The sequence below is a fragment of the Bacillus massiliigorillae genome (genome assembly GCF_000380245.2).
GTDB classification, from domain to species: Bacteria; Bacillota; Bacilli; order Bacillales; family DSM-1321; genus Bacillus_AD; species Bacillus_AD massiliigorillae.
In genome coordinates this window covers 309,125-331,534 of record NZ_HG428741.1, presented here as the reverse complement: position 1 = coordinate 331,534, position 22,410 = coordinate 309,125, and the positions used below count along the sequence as shown (strand labels likewise).

19 protein-coding genes are annotated in these 22,410 nt (G+C 33.2%); 3 read left to right on the top strand and 16 right to left on the bottom strand.

Annotated features, from left to right (window positions below; translation table 11 throughout):
• Positions 1 to 240 precede the first annotated feature (240 nt).
• The 12 genes from TX86_RS01480 to TX86_RS01425 all read right to left on the bottom strand — a co-directional run bounded on the left by TX86_RS01480 (position 241) and on the right by TX86_RS01425 (position 11,884).
• Complete coding sequence (locus tag TX86_RS01480) at positions 241 to 1,272, bottom strand: hypothetical protein (protein ID WP_042345588.1); 1,032 nt, start codon at positions 1,270 to 1,272, stop codon at positions 241 to 243.
• 119 nt (positions 1,273 to 1,391) lie between these two features.
• Complete coding sequence (locus TX86_RS01475) at positions 1,392 to 2,156, bottom strand: hypothetical protein (RefSeq protein ID WP_042345587.1); 765 nt, start codon at positions 2,154 to 2,156, stop codon at positions 1,392 to 1,394.
• Between the two features lies 1 nt (position 2,157).
• Entirely contained in the window at positions 2,158 to 2,832 is a 675-nt protein-coding gene (locus TX86_RS01470) for a PilN domain-containing protein (RefSeq protein ID WP_052343503.1), read from the bottom strand.
• On the bottom strand, positions 2,833 to 3,828 hold the full coding sequence (gene pilM, locus TX86_RS01465) for a type IV pilus biogenesis protein PilM (RefSeq protein WP_042345586.1): 996 nt from the start codon (positions 3,826 to 3,828) through the stop codon (positions 2,833 to 2,835). It abuts the gene before it with no gap.
• A 26-nt stretch (positions 3,829 to 3,854) separates the two neighbouring features.
• Positions 3,855 to 4,610, bottom strand: a complete 756-nt coding sequence (locus tag TX86_RS01460; RefSeq protein ID WP_042345585.1) for a prepilin peptidase — start codon at positions 4,608 to 4,610, stop codon at positions 3,855 to 3,857.
• A gap of 22 nt (positions 4,611 to 4,632) precedes the next feature.
• Positions 4,633 to 5,106, bottom strand: a complete 474-nt coding sequence (locus TX86_RS01455) for a prepilin-type N-terminal cleavage/methylation domain-containing protein (protein WP_042345584.1) — start codon at positions 5,104 to 5,106, stop codon at positions 4,633 to 4,635.
• Between the two features lie 121 nt (positions 5,107 to 5,227).
• Complete coding sequence (locus tag TX86_RS01450) at positions 5,228 to 5,746, bottom strand: type II secretion system protein (protein ID WP_042345583.1); 519 nt, start codon at positions 5,744 to 5,746, stop codon at positions 5,228 to 5,230.
• 61 nt (positions 5,747 to 5,807) lie between these two features.
• Positions 5,808 to 7,019 (bottom strand): type II secretion system F family protein, encoded by a 1,212-nt coding sequence (locus TX86_RS01445; protein ID WP_042345582.1) that lies wholly within the window; start codon positions 7,017 to 7,019, stop codon positions 5,808 to 5,810.
• Positions 7,020 to 8,060 carry a type IV pilus twitching motility protein PilT gene (locus TX86_RS01440; RefSeq protein ID WP_042345581.1) on the bottom strand — a complete coding sequence of 347 codons (1,041 nt, stop codon included), beginning with the start codon at positions 8,058 to 8,060 and terminating at the stop codon, positions 7,020 to 7,022. It abuts the gene before it with no gap.
• 11 nt (positions 8,061 to 8,071) lie between these two features.
• Complete coding sequence (locus TX86_RS01435) at positions 8,072 to 9,733, bottom strand: GspE/PulE family protein (protein WP_042345579.1); 1,662 nt, start codon at positions 9,731 to 9,733, stop codon at positions 8,072 to 8,074.
• A gap of 48 nt (positions 9,734 to 9,781) precedes the next feature.
• Positions 9,782 to 11,122 carry a VanW family protein gene (locus TX86_RS01430; RefSeq protein WP_042345578.1) on the bottom strand — a complete coding sequence of 447 codons (1,341 nt, stop codon included), beginning with the start codon at positions 11,120 to 11,122 and terminating at the stop codon, positions 9,782 to 9,784.
• Positions 11,123 to 11,224: 102 nt separating this feature from the next.
• On the bottom strand, positions 11,225 to 11,884 hold the full coding sequence (locus TX86_RS01425) for a hypothetical protein (RefSeq protein WP_042345577.1): 660 nt from the start codon (positions 11,882 to 11,884) through the stop codon (positions 11,225 to 11,227).
• A gap of 122 nt (positions 11,885 to 12,006) precedes the next feature.
• Between TX86_RS01425 and TX86_RS25600 the strand changes: the two genes are divergently transcribed.
• From TX86_RS25600 to TX86_RS01410, 3 genes are read left to right on the top strand one after another with little or no spacing between them, the layout of a single operon-like run.
• Positions 12,007 to 12,468 carry a type IV pilus modification PilV family protein gene (locus TX86_RS25600; RefSeq protein ID WP_052343502.1) on the top strand — a complete coding sequence of 154 codons (462 nt, stop codon included), beginning with the start codon at positions 12,007 to 12,009 and terminating at the stop codon, positions 12,466 to 12,468.
• Entirely contained in the window at positions 12,465 to 13,046 is a 582-nt protein-coding gene (locus TX86_RS25595; protein WP_052343501.1) for a PilW family protein, read from the top strand. Before TX86_RS25600 ends, TX86_RS25595 begins: the two co-directional genes overlap by 4 nt.
• Positions 13,047 to 13,064: 18 nt before the next feature.
• The gene (locus TX86_RS01410; protein WP_042345575.1) at positions 13,065 to 14,675 is read left to right on the top strand and encodes a hypothetical protein; all 1,611 of its coding nucleotides are present in this window, start codon (positions 13,065 to 13,067) and stop codon (positions 14,673 to 14,675) included.
• Positions 14,676 to 14,745: 70 nt separating this feature from the next.
• On the opposite strand, the gene TX86_RS01405 is transcribed toward TX86_RS01410, so the two are convergent.
• From TX86_RS01405 to TX86_RS01390, 4 genes are all read right to left on the bottom strand, one after another.
• A complete protein-coding gene (locus TX86_RS01405) occupies positions 14,746 to 15,645 on the bottom strand; it encodes an ankyrin repeat domain-containing protein (protein WP_042345573.1) in 900 nt (299 codons plus the stop codon).
• 77 nt (positions 15,646 to 15,722) lie between these two features.
• Positions 15,723 to 19,172 (bottom strand): Ig-like domain-containing protein, encoded by a 3,450-nt coding sequence (locus TX86_RS01400; protein ID WP_052343500.1) that lies wholly within the window; start codon positions 19,170 to 19,172, stop codon positions 15,723 to 15,725.
• A 146-nt stretch (positions 19,173 to 19,318) separates the two neighbouring features.
• On the bottom strand, positions 19,319 to 21,022 hold the full coding sequence (locus TX86_RS01395; RefSeq protein WP_052343499.1) for a sensor domain-containing diguanylate cyclase: 1,704 nt from the start codon (positions 21,020 to 21,022) through the stop codon (positions 19,319 to 19,321).
• A 45-nt stretch (positions 21,023 to 21,067) separates the two neighbouring features.
• Positions 21,068 to 22,384 (bottom strand): bifunctional folylpolyglutamate synthase/dihydrofolate synthase, encoded by a 1,317-nt coding sequence (locus tag TX86_RS01390; RefSeq protein WP_042345570.1) that lies wholly within the window; start codon positions 22,382 to 22,384, stop codon positions 21,068 to 21,070.
• Positions 22,385 to 22,410 lie beyond the last annotated feature (26 nt).

The following is a 22,410-nucleotide window of genomic DNA, read 5'->3' as shown; positions in this document are numbered from 1 at the left end:
CTCAATAAACCATTCAAAAGTTCACCATGAATGTCGAAATTTCCAACAAACTTTAATACCCCAGTTCAATAATTTTTAAACACACACGTAAAACCTTCTCCGGTTTTTTTGATTGATGTTAATGTTGCTTGTTTTCAAACATAAAAAAACTCTCAAGATAAAAATTAATCCAGAGAGCCACATATTTATTAGTTACTTGAACATTTCCCAGAAAATATTTCTTTTTAAAAATATAATAATTTATTGTACCAAGGCATTATACAATGTAATGAATTGTAATAGATTCTTCTGTACAGATAAGCTCGTTTCAACTGCATCCTTACTATTTAATAAATCTTTTATAGCCGAATTGAGCGGAACAATCAACGCCAATACATTAGCACTACCATTTTTCAATGATTGTATTTTCTGCAAATCGGCTTGTAGTTTTTGCACATCGTTTTTTGTAGAAGATAACATTAAATTTGTACCTGCACTCGTAAGTTCTTTGTATAGTGCTATTGATGCACGAAGAATATTTGCATCATCTTCTGAAACATTTTTCTTACTAGCCGTACCGACACCAAATTCCTTCCAATAAGTATCAATACCTTTTTCCTTATATAAACCTGAAACAGCTTTCGCACGATCAAGAGAATCACTAACAAAAAGCAATATATAAAATTTATTTTGCTGAGTTAAAATAGCAGCAGGTAGCTTACGATCCTCCAACATATCTCTTTGCTTCTCTGCAGCTTCACGACTGCTATATACACCACCTTGTACAGCTTGGATAGTAATAGAAGGCATTTCTACCTTTGTCACTTGTGGATTACGCACTGGCTCTTCTTGCTTTTTTTCAGCTACTACCGGCGGCGCCTCAACTTTTTTTGTCGTTTCACTAGCCGTAATGGTTTTTAAGGCCACATACATAAATCCAAGTCCAATTACTACTCCGAAAACAATAGCAATAAAATATTTTGTATATTCATTTTTATTAGACTTTTTTTGTTTCGTATTTGAATACGTAATAACGGGGGTTGTGATTTGTGATTTCTGTTCGAGAGGAGTAGAAGTAGGTAGCACCCAATCAAAATCCTCTTCCTTTGGCTGATTAGCTGCCGCTACTTCATCTTTCGATAAATCCGGTTCTTCTTGTCGTATCTCTTCGCTCTCCATTGAACCAGCAACAATTTCTTCAGCAATTATTTCTTCATTTTTTTCATTCTCCGTGACCTTTTCATTTCCATTTAGTTTAATTGTAATTGTATTATTCCGGTCGAGCTTGTCCAATACAAACTACCTCCTCTCGACTTTAGCTCCATCCTAACATAGAAGAAAAAAAAATAACAAGACTTTTGTCGTCTTGTTATCAATAGCTTTCATCAATTTTCGGTAGCATTCGAGGAAGTTTATTCAATAGTAGTTGATGGACTCGTACTGAATGGGTTTGTCTTCTCGCTAGGCTTTGATGCTTCCATTTGTGGTAAATCCTTTTGTAAATCTTCTAGAATTGGCGCATAATACGCTGTTATCACAACAGAATAATCCAAAGGCTTCCTTGTTTGTTCAATTGAAATTAACTCCTCTTCGCCAGTAAAGGTTAATGTATTCACTTTCATTATGCGTTTCATACTCTCAATTGACGATAAGAACATTTGTAATTCAGCATAGGTTGGAGATTGTACACTTAACGTCATTGTGACCGTCTTTAATCCTGATAATACAGCCTCAGTATCTACTTTCTTTTCTTCTTCCGTTCCTTTATCATTTTCATCCGCTTCTTCTTGAAGATTGAAATTATTATAGTCCTTTGAATTTAGGTTCTTTTCTTCTTTAGTCTCATCCGAAGCTTCTTCTTCTACTATACTTATATTTTTTATCATACTATTTGAAACCACTTCTGCTTTTTGTAAATCTAAGACTAGCTGCTGTACAAGTGGCTTAACTGGTAATTTTTTTTGTAGTTCTACCGTTGTTCCAAGATTTATTTCTTTAGAGGTAGGACTGTTTATTCCTTGAATCGTCTGCAAGTATTCTTCTTCATTTTGCAACTCTGCTCTTTTGTTTTCCGTCTGCACCTTCATAGGATCGATTTTCCAATAATACAATCCTACAAAGCAACCTCCGATTACTAAAACTAATAAAATGGATATATATACATTTTTTTTCGTCAATTTACTCAGCCTCCTTCTTCGAAGAAGTCTGGGCTTCTTTTGCGATTTGAAGAGCTTTCGCCTTATTAATCGTTAATTCGTAAATTCCTAAATATCGTGGAATATAGGCATCACTATTTCCTTCAACGGTTGTTAATGCTTTATTTTGTTCTTGAGTATCTACTTTTTCCTTATTCTTCTCTTCCTCTTCATATGGATTCGTTGTTGTAGCAAGAGAAGTAAGTTTTGCTTCTGTAATCCAACTAGAGGCACTTAAAGAATTTAAATAATCGGCAGCTTCTTTTGACGTATCAAATTGAACAGAAAGTTGAATCGTCCCTTCCGTTACATAATTGAAATTCATAAAATAGCCTCGTTCAGGTAATAAACCTATAATATGTACTAAAAGAGGAACTGTTTTAACACGATCCAATTCACTCCATTCAATATAGCTTTTCAGCTGTTGAGCAGAATCATTTCTCGTAGCTGCATCATTTTGACTTTGTACAATTCCTGCAATTTGTTTCGTTGTCATGATTTGTTCATCTAGCTGTGCTGATTCCTTCTTATAACTATCGTATGTAAAGTAAAAGAAAACACTTAAAGCTAATATAAGTATTATTACTACAGCACTTATACTGATTAGCTTATAATTTCTCGGCTCTTTTTTCGGAAGTAAATTGATTTCAACTAACATTTATTTTCCCCCTCTAAGAGCGAGACCTATCGGTAAACAATACGACGATACTTCCAAGTCTTGCTGATCTACAGAAATTTTTTCTTCATGAATTACGCCAACGTCCAAGTTATATCTCTTTCGAATACAGTCGACAATTCTATGTAATAATGGATGATCGCCACTAATCATAATTTTCGAAACTTCTTGATTTCCTTGATTCATATTGAATTTATAGAAACTTAATATACGATCAATTTCAATAAATGCATCCTCTAGCATATCAATATAAATATCTTCCTCTCTCGTAAATAACCACGTCGGCTCACCTTTTCTATTAGTTGCCCTTTCCCATAATTCTTGTTCTATTGGGATCATAATATTTCGCATAAACTGTGGTTTGTGATGAAGAAAAATACTAGCATCGACATCAAATAATGAAAAATATAAGCTTAATAGAGGCATATTAGCATTTACATTTTCAATTGCGTTATACAATCTGTACATAGCAAGAGGTGCTAAATCTGCTACAACCGGTTTCAATTTACACTCTTCTAGAAGTTGCTTATATTGCATAACCAAATCTTCAGGCGCCGCAAATAAGAGAATTTCCTTTTCCTCTCCAACTTCCCCTAGCACAAAAAAATCAAAATATGGCGCTTCAAAAGGTAAATGAATACTCGTTCCCAATTGCAAATAGATGTAGCCTTCGATTTCATTCTCAGCTACATCTTTTGGAATACGTATTTTTCTCATGAAAACAGACTTATCAGGAAGCAAGAATCGAACTTCACGCTTTGATATCTTCCAATCTTCAATACATTGAAGCAAAATCATTTTCAACGTCTCAAAATCAACAATCTTCCCATTCTTAACAATGCCAAGTGGTAATAAATATTCACCGCCTCTATGAAGCGTAGGATTTTTCCCAGGTCTGACATCCGCAAAACGAATTACATAATCTTTTATTTCCAAATTAACAATTTTACTATTTCTACTAAACAGAGATAATGCCATGAAGATGACTCCTAACGTATGTATTACTATAACAATACCCCAAAATACCAATTTACAATTCTTTCACCAAAGAAGTACGCAGTTAAAGTTGCTAAAGCGATATATGGACCAAAAGGAATTGGTTGCTTTTTCTTCGCAACACCAATAACTATAAATAGAGAACCTAATAAAGCTCCATATAAGGCGGAAAAAAACAAAGTCAAAATAATAAGCTTTACTCCTAGTATTAATCCTAGTACAGCAAAAAGCTTAATATCTCCACCGCCCATACCGCCATTGCTAATGAGGGCAATAAGTAAGAGGATTCCAAAACCAACCAATGCACCTAATAACGAATCAATGATATGTAATCCACCAGGATAAATATGTAGAATTAAAAACAATGCAGCAAAAAATAGTAATACTTTATCTGGGATAATCATATACGCTAAATCAGATACAGTGATAATAACTAATAACGAGATGAGGGAATAAGCAATTAGTAGCTCGTTACTCCATCCAATAATTAATGGTGTAATCGCAAACAAAAATCCTGTCACGAATTCCATGATGGGATAGATAGGAGAAATCGGAGCTTTGCAGCTCCGACATTTCCCACCTTGTATGATATATGATACGACAGGTATTAATTCCTTACTTGTAAGCATATGCTTACAGTTCGGACACGACGACCTTGGTCGTACAATCGATTGTTTGAGAGGAACCCTTAATCCAACTACATTAAAAAACGAGCCAAATACTAAGCCAACAACGGCTAGGTATAGAATGATTAATAGTTCCATAGGTTCTCCTTTTAGCTAATTATTATGGAGTTGTAGTTTTAGTGACAGCATCACGTTTTAAATCCTTAATCTCAACAGGATCTCCATTATCTTTTTGTACTCCACGTGTTTTGTTTACTAATTTTACACTAATAACCTTACCATCTTTAATCGTTACATAAGATCCCGACTTAGGGCTAGCTAGTGATCCTGCTAAATACCCACCGTCTTTATCTGGATCTTCCGCATTCTCAATATAGTTTCCTTCTTCTAGATATTTCAAAGATAATACTTTATCACCTGTCGCTAACTCAGGCTCGGTTGCAATAGCCAATCTCGCAGAACTTACCATTTGATGAGCATTCGCTACATGAGCATCCTTCTTCGTATTATCAATTAAACCACCAATACTAGGTATAGCAATTAACGCTAGAATCGCTAGGATTACGACTACAGCTAATAATTCAATTAGCGTCATACCTTTTTGTGAGCGCATAATGCTTTTTAATTTCTTCATGCTGTTTCTCCCCTTCTAATTGTTAGTATAAAAGCACTACTATTACTCTATTATTATACTCTGTTTTTTTGGTTTTTTATGAATTTTCAGTGAAACTAATTCGAATATTCTCTGTTGTTTTTCAATTGATTGGTACTTTAAATGTATATACTGCATCCCTATTCAAAGCATCTATTCGAATAGCTCCCATATGCCCATAACTTAATGATGGATCTGGTGTATGAATACCTCGATTTTTATTAATTAATCTAATATATTTAACCACACCATTTTCAATGATTAGATAACTAATATAACTTGGCTCCTCCGTTAGAACACCCGGTATATCGGTATCCTCACGTAAATATCCATCGCCATCAGGATCTTCTACCTCTTCTAAATACCCATAGTATTCTAAATACTTCAGTGTAATAATTTTTGTACCTGTCGCCAATTCTGGTTCAGAAGCAATCGCCATTCTACCACTAGTAATCATTTGATACGCATTTGCTACATGAGCATCTTTCTTCGAGTTATCAATTAACCCACCAATACTTACTATAGCAATCAAAGCGAGAATTCCTAATATAACAATCACTGCTAATAATTCAATTAAAGTAAACCCACGCCTACACCGTAAAAATCGGATCAGTTTACTCATTATGTTTATTCCTCTCTTGTTGAAATTAGTAGCATTTCAAACTTGTTATAATAATAGTTTCTTAATATGTACCCACTTGGTTAAAGATTTGAAACATCGGAATGAGTATACTCGCAACAATGGTACCTACAATTACCGCTAATAATAAAATCATAATAGGCTCTATTAATGTTTTAATTTGATCGGTGCTATATTCGACCTCTTTCTCATAGAAATCAGCTACTTTCGTTAACATACTATCCAACGAACCTGTTTCTTCACCTATAACAATCATTTGTGTGACAAGCGGAGGAAAAGCCCAGTGACTAACCATTGGTCCTGTTATGGACTGTCCCTTTTCTAACGAATTTCTAGATTTCTTAATAACTCCGGCAATTACTTCATTTCCGACAACTTCTTCAACAATTGCCATTGCCTGTAACACAGGAACTGAACTGGAGAATAATGAACTAAATGTTCGAGTAAACTTCGCTAACGACGCCTTTTGAAGCATTTTTCCGATAACAGGAATCTTTAATAAAAAATAATCAAAATAATATTTTGTTGCTTTGTTCTTTTTTAAGGTGATAATTAAGGCGATTATCGCAAAAATAAACAGCACTATCACATACCAAGCATTTTGCATGAAGTCACTGGCCTTCAGCACAAATTTCGTAATTGTAGGAAGTTCACCACCAAATTCTGCAAATAAATCAACAAATGTAGGTACGATCGCTATTAATAAGAAAATTAAAACAACAATAGCCATAATTCCCACAATGACAGGATAAGTTAATGCAGCTGTAATTTTCTTTTGCATATCATGTTGTTTTTCGTATTGAACCGCCAAACGGTCTAATGTATCATCAAGATTCCCTCCAGCTTCACCAGCTCGTACCATATTAATAAATATCGGTGTGAAAATCTTCTTATGTTTACTACATGCGAGAGAAAGCGGATTCCCTTCTTTCAGCTCCTGTTCAATATCTAACAAAGCATTACGCAAATGCTTATTTTCTGTCTGTTGCCCCAATATTCTCGTAGCATCAACCATTGTTACCCCAGCTTTTAAAAGCGTTGAGAATTGACGCAGAAAAATAACAAAGTGTTTCAGCTTTACTTTTCTTCCAAAACTTAAATCCTTTGTGAACAACGTTTCAGGAATTTCTTCGATGAATTGAACTTTAATTCCTGTCTGGCTTAATTTTACTACCGCTTCTCTTTTGGAACTTGCAGATATTTGTCCTGCTTTTTTTCCTTTAAGATCTCGCCCTTTATATGAGAACTTCGCCATTTATTCCACCTTTTTCCCTAAATAAGGTAATGCTATTTCTTTTGAAATAATGCCCGCATTCATTAGCTCCGTAATGCTGCTATCTATAGTGTGCATTCCTTGAGCTCTTGATGTTTGCATTACACTAATGATTTGATGAACCTTTTCATTCCGGATTAAATTTGCAATGGCCGAATTATTCATCATAATTTCTGTAGCTGCTTTACGCCCCGTTTGATCAATTCGTGGAAATAAGCGCTGTGAAACAATACTTACTAATACCGATGCTAATTGTATTCTTATTTGTTGCTGTTGAGATGGAGGAAACACATCAATAATACGGTCAATCGTAGCAGGTGCACTAGATGTGTGCAATGTAGCAAGGACTAAATGACCTGTTTCAGCAGCGGTAATAGCTGTTCGTACTGTTTCTAAATCTCTCATTTCCCCAACAAGGATTATATCTGGATCTTGACGCAATGAAGCTCTTAATCCATTAGCAAAATTATTCGTATCATATCCTACCTCACGCTGATCAATGATACATGTATTATGTTTATGTAAATATTCAATCGGATCTTCTAGCGTAATAATATGCTTGCTCATTGTATTGTTCATATATTGAATCATAGCCGCTAGTGTTGTTGATTTCCCGCTACCTGTAGGACCCGTCACAAGTACAAGCCCTTGAGGCTTACTAGCGATACTCTTTAATATTGCTGGTAATTCCAACTCCTCAATAGTAGGTATTTTTGTCGGAACGATACGCACAGATAGCGCTATACAGCCTCTTTGATGATAAATATTCACACGATATCGCGACACACCCGGAAGCGCATAAGAAAAGTCCAGCTCACCTTTTTCTTTAAATACATTTTCCATACCCTTTGGCATAATATGCATTGCCATTGCCTCTGTATCTTGTGGTGATAGCACTTCTTTTCCGTATTTTTTTAAATCACCATTAATCCTTACAATAGGTGGAACACCTACCGTCATATGAATATCTGAAGCTTTTAATTCAAAAGCAGCTCTTAATAAATAATCCACATTATGTTGCATACTATATCCCCCTAATCTAGTATGGCAGCCCTCAGTATTTCTTCTGTCGTTGTTAATCCTTGTTTTACCTTTAATAATCCATCATCAATCAGAAAGATTGTCTTATTTTTGATTGCGAGTTCTCTTAACTTCGTGAAAGATTCACCATTAATAATGACTCGGCGCATTTCTTCGTTTATGACAAGAATTTCATGAATAGCCATCCGACCTTTATAACCTGTCATATTACATGAGGAACACCCTTTCCCTCTTTTGACCTTCTCTATTTTCATGCCTCTCTTGGCAAAAATCTCATGTTCTCTTTTCATTGGCTCATGTTCTTCTGCACAATCTCGACATACCTTCCGCACTAAACGTTGAGCGACAATCCCAGATAATGAGGAGGCGATTAGAAATGGTTCTACTCCCATATCAATTAACCTTGTAACTGCACTTAAAGAATCATTCGTATGAATCGTACTTAACACTAAATGACCTGTTAATGATGCTCGAATAGCAATTTCAACCGTTTCTTTATCACGAATTTCCCCAACCATAATAATATTAGGGTCCTGACGTAAAATAGATCGCAGCCCTGTCGCGAAGGTCATACCAACTGTAGGGTTAACCTGAATCTGATTAACACCTTCCATTTGATACTCAACCGGATCTTCAACTGTGATAATATTCACTTCGTCACTATTCAGCTTGTTTAAAGCTGAATATAAAGTAGTTGATTTACCAGACCCAGTTGGACCTGTAATAAGTACAATACCTGTCGGCTGCTCTATTAAACTTTGAAAACGCTGTAAATTTATTTTGTTCAATCCTAATTTATGAATATTTGTTAAAGTCGAACTTAAATCTAAAATACGCAATACAATCTTCTCACCATAAATCATAGGTAAAGTTGAAACACGCAAATCGACAGGATAAAGCTCAAATACTTGTTTAATTCGTCCATCCTGCGGCACTCGATGCTCTGTTATATCTAAATTTGCCAAAATTTTAATTCTTGCTGTTAGCAAGCTTTGTAAATGCTTTGGAAACACTCTTTCCACTCGCAAAATTCCATCCACGCGATAACGAACGACCACTTTATTTTCATGAGGGTCAATATGAATATCACTTGCTTTCTGAGCAACAGCATTCGCTATTAATTGATTAACCAAACGAACTAAAGGAGCATCTTGCTCAGTAACTATTTCTTCAACTATCTGCTCTTCTCCAGTATTCTCACCAAGAAGCTCCTGCAAACCTTCATCTTCGTCATAATATTTATTAATCGATTGAATGATTTCATCTTTCGAGGCGATTGCTCTTTCAATTTCAAAGCCAGTAGACATTCGTAAATCATCAATCGCATAGAAATCCAACGGGTCCGACATCGCCACTAATAATTTGTCATGATCTTTTTTTAATGGAATTAATACATTCCTCTTCGCTACTTCCTTTGGCACTAAATGAAATAGTTTCGTATCAAAAGGATAGCTGTATAAGCTAACAAGCGGAATGCCCAGTTGCAATTCTAAAACTTCAATTAATTGATGTTCGGTAATAAGCCCTTTTTGAAGTAGAACGTCACCAAGTTTTTGTTTTGGTGATTTTTCCTTCAATGCCGATTCTAATTGTTCAGGAGTGATCATACCTGCTTCAACAAGTATATCTCCTAACCTTTTCTTCGTTGGTGCCATATTGTTTCACCACTTTTCCGTGAAATATCTTAACTATTTTTGAGTATTTTAGTTATCTTTATTAGGCTGTTTATCTTTATTCTCATCTGTTTGATCTTGATTTGGTTTTTCTTGTTTATCATCATTCTTATTATCTGTATTTTGATTTTCTTTATCTTTCTCATCTGTATCTTTTGATTTCTCGCCTTCTTGTCCTTTATCCTCTGTAACTGGTTCTTCTTCTTTCGTTACAGGTGGCACAAGTAAACTATGAACTTCGATTTTTGGGATAGGAGCATAGAAATCCTCGGATACTAACTCTTTATGAATACGTAAACCCGATTCATCGTATGTTTCCCGATAGATTTGTATAAGTTGCCCTCTTTTGCCTTCTTCCTTTATAACGATTTGCCCTGTAGTTAACTTAGGATTGAACTGGATAATCGTCTTTGGTGCAAAAGATTGTTCTTTTTCTTCTTTAATTTGATATTTATACAAGAATGAGTTCCCTCTTAAAACTGCTGATAAACTATTTCCTTTATAAGTAAACTCCAAAGTGTAAGGTGTATTATTTTCATTCAATACGACTAAATCCTTATTACTCTTTGTAGAAACCTTTGCTTCATAACCTAACCGAGCATAATAAGGGAGTTGTTCACTTATACTTCTTTCTACTATTGTGAAATTTGTCGGTAAAATAGCATTGTAGATGGCTGTCGCAATCATACTTAATGTTTCATCTGTGTATGAATTATGACCACTATCTGCTAAATAATCCTGCAGAGAAAATACTGCTTTCTCCTTTAATTCAATAGTTGGTAATTTCGTAACAAAATCCGATAACTCTTTATTTACCTTCAGACTAGTAACTGTCGCTTTAGATATGGCAACAGTATCATCAATTCCATTCGTTCTATACTGTTCTAAACTATATGTATATTGACCTACTTCAAGCGACTCCGCATGAGCAAGTAAATCAGTTTTCAGCTTATTCATATTAATATTATCTGTATCAATACTTAGTGAAGTACTTAACAGATGCTCTCGTAAACTATCTTCTGATATTGTTACAACTGCCTTATTTTCCTTTCCAGATTGTATGTCTCGTAATGTTGTATGCGAATCGAATTCGAATATTTGATTTGGAACTGCATAGGATTTCTCTTTATATGTAAAAGTAACACTTACATTCTTTTGCCAGCTCTCAATTGATTTGACAATAATATTTTCTACTTGTTTTTTCGACTTCCCAGCAATGTTAGTGCCTACCACTTCTGTTCCTTTTGCATATAATGACTCTTTACCCGAGTATTGTTCATATGCTTTCGTACCGAAATATGTAAAACAGAATATATACGCCGTTGAAAATAGTAGCGTTAAAAATAATTTTAAAAAATTAGAGACTTTCAACTGCAACGCCCCTTCTTATACCTTGTTATGTACTATTAATAGAAAATGTTAACTAAGCCTTATTTAATAAAATTTATCGGTATCTTTAATTCAGGATAAATATTATTTATTCTGAAGATTTTTTTCGTGACTATCCTCAGAAAATACAATCGGTTCAATCTCCGCAAATGTATTTTCCTCTTGTTTTGATTGCTCACTTAGAAGCTCTTCGAGAGGAGAAACCACTTGTTCTTCAACTTCCTTCTCTCTTTTTCTTTCTTCTTTCAGTACAAATTGATCTAAATCATCTTGACTAGTATCACTCTGTACAGCATCATCTGATAAATGAATAAAATCATTTTTAAAGGATGAATCTTGGCTAGCTGAAGCAAAAACAGTTGAATGAGTATTTGGTGTTTCAAAATTATTTGTATCAGAGAATGATTCTATATAATCTCGATTTTCAATATAATTTTCTTCTTCACTTTTAAAACTTTCAATTGATTTATTTATATAACTTTTTTCTATAACATCATTGCTTGAATAAATGCTTTTTTCCCACTGCTGAACCAAAATAAAAGAAACTACCGCTAATAAACAAATAACAATTATTGCTATAATCCATAAATTCATATAATACATCCCATAGATTGAAAACACTGAAAAAAGTAAAGAAATTCCACTAACAATCAACTTCCATACATTCGACAATTCCAATTGAAACACAAATAAAAACGCAACTAAAATACCTGTTGCCAACAAAAATAGTATAATAGTCTCCACTCTGATCACCTCTTTTCTAATATACATAAATTAGAATTATTACTTTATTCATACATTACCAATAAATTATCATACAAAAGTATTGTATAATAAATTTATACAATTTGAAAGAAGTGGTCAAAGTGAAATATTGTCATAATATAAAAAATTGCAAAGGTTTCACTCTTTTAGAAGTTTTAATATCACTCGGTATTTTAAGTATTATTCTGCTCACATTAATGAGTTTTTTCTCACAATCATTTCAATATACAAAAAATAACGAAAGCAAAACAGTAGGCATCAATGTCGCTAGAAACGTATTAAATTACATGGAATCACAAGATTTCGCTAAAATCCGAGAGCAATTTCCTGCTTCAGCTTCACCTGTCACCCTTACTAAGGATCATTTTCCAAATGATTTTGAACTAGAAGGCTATAATGAAAATATATTTGAAATGAAAGTAAACAATGTTATATACTCTGCAACTGTTGTACTTTCAAACCACGATGAAACAGAGTTACAAGACTATTTAATTCCTGTAACCGTCATTATCCATTGGGGAGATAATTACGAAACATCACTTAAAGGGGTGATTAAAAAGTGAAAAAGCATATTACTTCACAAAAAGGGGTCACCTTAATTGAACTATTAGTAACCGTCGCCATCTCATCTATTGTATTAACCGTTATATACTCTGTCTTCGCAACAGGCTTAACACTTTTTCAAAAGATTCAATTAGAAGGGCAAATGCGTGATGATGCCGATTACATAGCAACGATGATTTTAAATGAAATGTATCAAAACTCTCCTAAGCTAGTAAAAGCCTACTCCGATGGAGATAAACATGGTATTGAACTGGTTAGAGCAGGTGAGAAAACCGTAAATAATTATCTTGTAGAGGATAATCCAGAGGCAGACACTGCCATACATATCTACTTTCAAAAGCAAAAATTATTCATTCAAAGACAAGGAGAAGAACCGATTGAAATCGAAACCCCTTCCGCTCTCATTGCCGATAAATCCTCAATAACAGTAGGGAAAATCGGCAACTGGAATAATGAGAAAACAGAATGTACCTCTGGAACAATTGAACTCAAACTTGTCATTCATTCAACGGAAGGTATTAAAGGATCCATGTTAAAGAAAGACGATTTAGTACTTGAGAGTTCATTCGGCTTTTAAAAGGGAGGTATTCTTCATATGAAAAATGAAAAAGGCTCAGCACTATTGACGGTCATGCTGATGATTCTCATCTTTACTATACTCGGCGTTACACTTTTATCTATTAGCATTAGTGGTGCAAAAAGAACAGAAATTCGAAAATCAGAAGTAGAAGATAATACCGTTGCATTAACTAACTTAAAAGAAGGCGTGGCACGGATTGAAAATTTTGTAGCTTTAAATAAAAACTTATCATCGATTTCTATCAATGAATATAATGTTCTCATTACAAATTTTTTAGATTCCGTAAATGACAAAAATTTGAGTTATGACATTAGCAATATTTCATCTAGTGATGAATTCAAAGATAAAATTGGTACTAGTCAAACAAGAGTATTGCAAGTTAAGAGCGGTTCCTATTCTCAAAATGTTTTTATTACCGCAATGCCTAGCTTTTTAAAATATGCTCTTGGTTCACGAGAAACTTTGACACTTAATGGCTCTATCGCCATTGATGGCGATATATACGCGAAAGATCAGCTCAATATTAGTAATTATGCGAATTACATATATAAAAGTAAGAAGTTTAGTCAAAAGACAGAATTACCTTTATTTATAAATCTAAAAAAAGACGATAAAGATAGAGGTATTCCTAAAATTGGGAAAATCTCTTTAGAAACTAATAAAGCCAACTATTGTGCGAATGAAACATCTTGTTACAATACAGATGATTTAAATATGGAAATAAATAATTGGCAACCAATAACTAATTTTCAAGAGGTATTCAGTGCTGGTACTCCAGTAAGTTTCGTAGATCCCATTCAATATGTGGATGTGAATTTGTACGAAACATTTATAGATAAATTAGGAGTGAACGGATTTATAAAAGGGGATTTTGATAGTGTAACTAATAGAGAAATGATGCAAGCAAAAATGACAGAAGCCTCTTCAAACGTCATAGGTTTAAAAAATATCACTTCTTTCAAAGATATACATGATGATAAGAGTAAGGCAGAAACCTACTATTATGAAGGCGAGGATGCCTATATAGATACAAATGATTTATCTTTAAGTCAAAATGATTGGCTCATTATTAATGGCAATGCTATCTTTGAAAACAGTGGTAATGACAAAATGAATGTGAACGCCAATATTTTAATTACTGGAAATGTAACAATCAAAGGTGAAGTATCCTTTCAATCTGTCATGTATTCTTTAGGTGAAAGTACCATTTTAAATAACGTCAATATAACAAATAGTGACTCAAAAAATGATTCTACATTTATCTTACTAACAGATGGCAAATTAGAGATAGCTCGAATTAATAAATTTAGCGACTGGAGTAAAGATACAAATATCATAAATGGATTTATATACACTACAAAAAGTGCAGAAGTCTACGGAGTTGGCTCCTTAATTAATGTAAACGGAGGAATCTTCTCTAATAATGATTTAACAGTTAATGGTTTTAGAGGAGATGCGCAAGCTGGAGAAAGCGAGCTACAACTTACTGTAAAAGATTCAAATGACTTACTGGCTTCCCGGTTAAAAGTTAAAAATGATAAAAAATTATTTCTTGACCAGCTAGATGCTTTACCCAAGGTTGATCAACTTGAAGTCATACCTGATCGGATTGAGAAAGTGAAGTAATCATCTAAACGTCTTATTACTTACAAAAAAGTAGCCGCAAAAGAAAGTCACTTCTCTACGGCTACTTTTTTTATTTAAGTATATTCATAATTTCTGTGTTATTATTTTTCACTGCATAATCATAAGGTAACAAATTTTCCTTACTACCTATTGTTTTATTAGCTCCATGTTGTATTAAATAACGCACAGTTTGAACATCACCATATGTAGACGATAAGCTGAGCGGCGTTCTTCCATCATTATTTGTCTTGTCTATGATTTCTGGATAGACTTTCAAAATCCAATCGTACATTTGATATCTACTACTTTCCACAGCATCATGAAGCAATGTATCACCATCACGATCTACATTTTTAACTAGAGAATGATTAGTATCATATATCACTTTAGCGGTAGCAAGACTTCCTCTACCAACAGCCTTTTGTAAAGGATTTTCTTTATTTTTATTTAATATACTACTGTCTGCACCGTGCTTCAATAAGAGCTTGCAAATGTCTACATCACTTTTACTAGCAGCAATATGTAAAGCTGTATCGCCATCTTCATCTTTTTCATTTATTTTCGATTTGCTCGTTTCAATTACTTTTTCAAAATACTTTACTCGTTCCTTTTGTTCTTTATTAATCCCTTTACTTAAATGCTCATAATCTAGTAAAGACTGACTTGCAGCAATAAAGAGTGGTGCAGAAGTACTCCCTCCAGCTTCTAATAACATGATTGCAATCGTATAACCTTGAGCATCTAAAGCTGTATCTAATGGCGTTTTATTCTCTATTTCCATATGTAAAAGTTCTTTATTTTTCTTGATTAATTGTGTAACTTCTTTTTCATTATTATCTTGAATCAATGTAAACAGTTCTTGCAATTGCTGTTCTTTTTCTTCTTTTGTTGGCTTGTTTAATATAGAAAACATCACGATAACGGTGACGATTAACAATCCTATTATCCCATACCAGTACTGCTTCTTCATGATGTTACTCCTTTCAATTTTTCATTTTAAAAGAAAGTGCTGACTTAGCAAACTCTAGCTAAGTCAGCAAATCAACATTAATATTTATCTGTACCATCATTAGGTTCAGGATTTTCCTTGTCTACAACTGTTACGAAGACAGAAATAGGTGGTAATTTCACTCCTTCTTCTGTTGTAGCTACTAGCTTCATCGGAACTTTCCCTAAGCGTAATCCTGTTACTATACCCAAATCTTTATCTACAGTTGCATAATATTGATCCTCTTCTTCAATAAAAAATTCTACGCTTTTTAAATTAGTAGCATCCGCAGGTACTTTTTGATATTGAGCTTGCTCTGTTTTCCCTTTCACAACAGTTATATCGGAACTTGTTATTCCAATTAGCGGAGAACCAATATGCACGATGATTGTCTCTACTTTTGTACTCTTAGGCGATGTCACTTGTATCTTTGCCGTTCCTGTACTAATCCCTTCTATTTTTCCAGGTTCTAGTATTCTCACAATACTACTATCAAGCGATTCCCATTTTAGATTTTTATTAGTAACATTGTTTGGTACAAATGTTACTGTAAAGTTCGTAAAAATCTTATTCTTTGTCAAATATATCTCTTTAGGAGTAACTGTGAAATCCTCAAGGAGGATTTCCTCTACTGTGACATTAGCTCTTTTCGTCACCTTTTCCCCTTTATCATTTATTCCAGATACAATTAATTGAGTAAAACCAGGGCTTTTTCCTGTAATCGTAAAGTCTTGTTTCGTAATTGTAGCTAAATTCGGATTTTCCAGTTGTAACTCTAAACTATTTTTAGCATCTTCCGGTTTTACAGTTAGCAGTATCTCTTTCGTTTCTCCAACCTTTAGAACTATATCTTCAGCATCTATTGTAAAATCGTAAAGAGGAATACGAACAGTAACTAAAGCTGTTTTGACTTTTATATTATTAAATATATCTGTCACTTTAACCGTTACAGTAGTCGTCCCTTCTTTTATAGCATTGGCTACTCCTGTATCTGGATTTATCTTCAATATTGTACCACCACTTGCTTCCGACCATTCTACTTTTGAAACCTTTGCATTCTCAGGAATATATTTTAAATCAGGTTTAAAAGCATATTCTTCTCCTCGATTCAATACGAAGCTATCTGGAAATTCTAAATCTAATAATGGATATTCGGCAACAATTGTTATTTGGTTAAATTTCGCCTCTGTTTCAATATCTGGCTTGTTAATATCTTTATAAGTAATTTTTGCATTGTCTAATACATATTGTTCATTTTTCATTGGTTTAACATTTATTGTGAAAGTAACTGGTTCAGCTACAAATTTGTTACCTTGACGTTTATACACAATATCTTTCAATGTATCTATTATTGTATATCCTTTATCTATACTTCCTTGCTTATCCTCACGTAAAACATCTAATCCAGCAGGGAATTTTTCTGAAAATGTAACATTACTTAATATAAGTTCATCGCCTTCAATTTTCCCATTATCATCAGAGATATCTTTTGGTTTAATAAGATAGTTTATCGGTACTTCCTCTTCAACCATAACAGGATTAGCTTTGCCTAAAGTTCTACTAACTTCTAGACTCGCATCTATTTCAAAAATATTTACCGAAAATATTTTCTGACTAATAGCTCCATGTTCATCCTCAGCTTCTATCTTTATAGTCACTTTTCCACTTTTAGACATATCATGAGGAATTGACTGAACAATAGCAGAGCCATTAGGTACATCGTTATTGTTATATTTCAATTGGTCATTCACATACACTCTCGTTTTTAATATTTTATCGTTTAAGTTATAGTCCTCAAGATAATAGGATAATTCAATATTTTGATTTAAAGGAATATAATCATTCTCTTCAGGTGACTTCAATGTAATAATTGGCGCTTGGTTAGAACCAAGAAATGCTCTATACATTGTATTCACGAATAACTGTTGTTCATCTTCTGGAAAACCGCTATTTGTATGACCAGTACCTGAATAAGTAATATTCCCTTTGGAATACGTATAAAAGTGATTATAACTATCGTTTACATCCCTACCACTACCAATAATGTTATACCATGGAATGATTGTTGGATCTTCCAAATCTAGTGTGTAATATTGATTATGAGTTTCCGATATTTTAATTGAATCACTTAAATGATATGGATATTCTGTCATCAGACCATCATTCACAATCTTCGCTTGAGTTGTTTTTAATGGTGCTTGAAAACCTAGATTCGTTTCTGGTTGTTTTTGTCCAGTAGAATCCATAAAATTTGTAATCCAAACATTATTATCGTTACTGTTTTTGCGATAAATTGTATCGTGTGTAAACATTATACTTTTGCGAGCTTTAGCAAAACGTTTTAAAGAATCCACCGAATTTTGTTGTAAGATTGATAATTCATTATACATATCTCCAAAACCAAAAATCACCATATCATAATCCCGCTCAATGTTCGCATAATATTGTTTATTGAAGTCATCCATACTAATAGATTTAATCGCTATACTATACTCATTATCCTTATTTAAAGTAACATCTTTCAAATTACCGTTATTTAAATCACTTTTATTGCTTCCTTTTGGCATTACTTGTAGTACATTAACTTTTACTGTTTCACCCTTAAACTTCACACGTCCTACCTGATAATCTTTTAAATTTGTTACATTATCAACTATTTCAAACTTCCAATTTCGAATTCCAGAATATCCATTGGGAAGTTTATAAGTAAGCTGCCCATTGGACGAATTAATCTTTTGTTGTACAACAATTTCGCTACTATCATATTGATCATTAAAATCTGTATCGATATATAATCTTGCAGATAAATCTCTTTTTGTTACATCTATAGGATAATCAACTGTAAATTGGAAAGTTAATGAATCATCTGTCATTAACCAATCAGTTTGTGACGGCAATACATTTAGATGCATTAGTGGTCTTTTTACTCTTTCATTATTTAAAATAAAGTTTGATATTTTTTTATTTAAGTCATTGTTATTAACATTACTATAGAATAAAACATTTGATTTCAAATTTGAAATATAAGCATTAAATTTGTTGTTCAAATTAGTACCTGTTTTAATACTATCTTGATGTAATATAACTAGCTGCCCTTTATTAATAAAATCCTTTATAATTTCATCTGCTCTTAGGTTTGTAATATCATTCATAACGCTAGTAGTTTTATGCGCTGCTTCTCTACCTTGACTTAAATTAACTCCATTAGACGTATAAGTACCTTTTACAATCGCAATCGCATCGTATTTCCCATCAAGTTCATCACGCTGAGCCACAAACTTTTTCATTGGCATAGTTGTAACCTTAAAATTCACACCCGAAACTTTTATGTTTCCATCTAACTGTGAAGTACTGTCTGAAGTAGGAACAATTTCCAGTATTTCAAAATCGGACGATGCCGCTTCTACTTTTTTCACTTTATCAATATATGGAAAAAACAATTGACATACTAAAATAGCTATTCCTAATAAAGATATAATCCTTATTCTTTGTTTATAAGTCTTAATCATTTATGCCACCTCCATAACTAATTAACCATACCCTTTCCTACTACTATTATAACAATATTGCAATAATTTTCTTTTGTTCAATTGTTAACAATTGAACAAAAGAAAACACCCTCTATTTTGAAAACAGAGGGTGTTTTTACCATTATTCACTCTTCATAAACAGCCACTTTATTCCTACCAGCTTTCTTCGCACTATTATACATCGCTCGATCCGCATATCGAACAAGCGAAAGTGCATCTTCCACTTCCTCTTTCGCCTCTGCAACTCCGATACTGACAGTTACCATAATTTCTTTTTCTGTATGTGTATGTGTATCAAGGTCTTGATGAATATGAAATGGTTTAGAAGCTATATCCTGCCTAATATCTTCAGCAATTATTAGTGCTTGTTCTAAAGGAATATCCGAAAGTAGAATAACGAACTCCTCTCCACCATATCTGGCAACAACGTCTTGATTATTCACTCTCTGTTGTATCCGACTTGTTACTTGGCGAAGAATTTCATTTCCACTTTCATGACCATATGTATCATTAATATTCTTAAAGAAATCTAAATCTAATATGATTAAAGATAAACTTTTTATTTTTTTATTCCTAAATTGATTATATTCAGCTGTTAAAAGCTCTTCAAAATAGCCATAATTGTATACACCAGTAAGACTACAATATTGGCTTTTTCTTTTCGTTTCTTCATAATGAACAGCATTTACTAACGCTATCGCATAATAAGAACAAAGAATACTTAAAATCATCTCTTGATATTTTTCAAAAAATCTTCTCTTTTTTGAAGCAAGAATCAATACCCCTACTATTTTCGAAGAGGTTTGAATTGGGATAGCTAATATACTTTCAATATCTTTTACTTCTGTTTCCTCCATCAACAAAGACTGCCATTCTCTTCTTTGTCGAAATAGCAAGGGTTTATTTTGACGAATGACTACTTCTGCAATACTCTTAAATGCCGGTTTGAACAAAATCTCTTCTATCTGTCGCTGACTCAAATCAATTTTACTAATAGAATCCTTTTCACTTTTATAAACATATGTATAATCTGCAACAAAGAGCTCTCTAACTTTTTCTATAAATATTCTTTGTACTTGTTGAACTTGTAGTCCTTCTGTTAGCTGATGTCCTATTTCATTCACTTTTTGCAAACACTGATTCATTCGTAAAGAGGCATGATACATTCTTAAAATAATAGCGGAGCTCACTAAAGGAATACAAACTAATAATAAAGCAAACATATTAATTTCTTTAAAAAGTACATACAGTACAATCCCCATTGGGAAAACACTTAATGAAGTAATACTTTCCCACAAGAAATCTTTACCTATAAAACTGACTCTTTTTCCATAAATAAAGAACCTTATCACACCTAATAAAATTTCATTAAGAACAAAGAAACTTACTGCGTAACCAACGAGAGGAATAATTTTATGTACTGTTATTTCAAGAGTATAATTATGCGTTCCTCCTAATTTATAAAATATCAATCCACTAATTAGAGATAAGAAAAAAAACATTAAAGAATTCAAAGGATAACGAATCATTTCTTCTTTACTAAGACGAAGTTTTAACAATAATACAAAAATCGAAATTTGAGTTAAAACAATCTCTATAAATAGACCATAAATTAAAAATACCGCAAAAGAAACTGCTTGTAAGAGAAACACCGGCGTTTCATTCACAATAATAGGAAATAACGAAACAACAATCATTAACAGCAAAAAAAATAAAATATCCGTGTCAAATAATGATTGTAAAGGAGTGAAGTTCTGGTAAACAAGCCATAATCCGAAAGGAAATATGGCTAACCATAATATAAATACGATAATATTTCTTCTTCGCACCTTCACTTCACTCCTTGCCTTTAACAATGATGCATGTTACTCATTTTAAGATAATAATTCTGTTTGATTTTTCTCTAAAAAATACGGTCTTACATAATACAAGAAATACAGAGAGCCTGTTACAACTAGTAATGTATTCTCATCCATCATTTGAATTCCCTTATCAATAGCTTCTTCCCATGACTCGAAATAACTGGATGGTGTATGCTTACAAGATAACACTAACTTCTCCGCTTCTAACGCACGATCCATAGTAAACTGGGTGCAAATAATATGATGAGCTACTTGTTCAAGCATTCCCATCATAGATGATACATCTTTATCTGCTAAAGCAGCCGTTACAAATATAATTTTTTTGTGACTATATCGCTCTTGTAATGTCTCAATTAAAGCTCTAATTCCTGCTTCATTATGTGAGCCATCAACAATAATATGCGGCTTAGTACTTACTGTTTCTAAACGACCTTTCCATTTAGATTGCATTAAGCCACCCTGAATATGCTCATCTTTCAGTTGGAAACCACATTTTTCATTTAATAATATTGCCGCTGTGATTGCTAATGATGCATTTTGAATTTGATGTTTACCTAACATAGGAATCATCCATTTTTCAAAAGTGTGATTTTGAAAAGAATAAGAAAACTCTTCGCCACCATCCGTAGACAAAAGATGCTCTAAGTGAATATGGTTGTCCAACTCGTATAATACACAATGTTTTTCTTGAGCCTTATTCTGAATAACAGTCAATGCTTCTTCATCGGTGACTCCTGTAATGACATAAGAGTTTTCTTTTATAATTCCTGCTTTTTCAAATGCTATACCACTAATACTATCTCCTAATATATTAGTATGGTCTTTCGAAATACTTGTAATAATGGAAATTAATGAAGTAATGACGTTAGTTGAGTCAAGTCGACCTCCAAGCCCTGTTTCCATTAAAACTAAATCCGGCTTTTGCTCTTCAAAATACATAAGTGCAATAATTGTTAAGATTTCAAACTGGGTTGGAAAAATATCTTTCTTTTCAAGACTTTCTATATACCCCATTACTCGATTAAATAATCTTAAAAAATCCTGTTCAGAAATACGTTCATCATTAATCATGATTCTTTCTGTTACACTTTCAATGTGGGGAGAAGTAAATGTTGCTACACGATACCCACCAGCCGCTAAAATATTCTTTAAATAATGAAGAGTCGATCCCTTTCCATTCGTTCCAGCCAAGTGAACAAATTTTAATTGCTGATGCTTAACATCTAACCCTTTTAACATTTCTTCCATTCTTTCTAAACCGAAATTCATCCCAAAGCGTTGTTCCCGCTTAGCAAGATAATCATATAAATCATCTATTTTTTGCAGCATAATCTTTCCCCTTTTTTAGAAACATA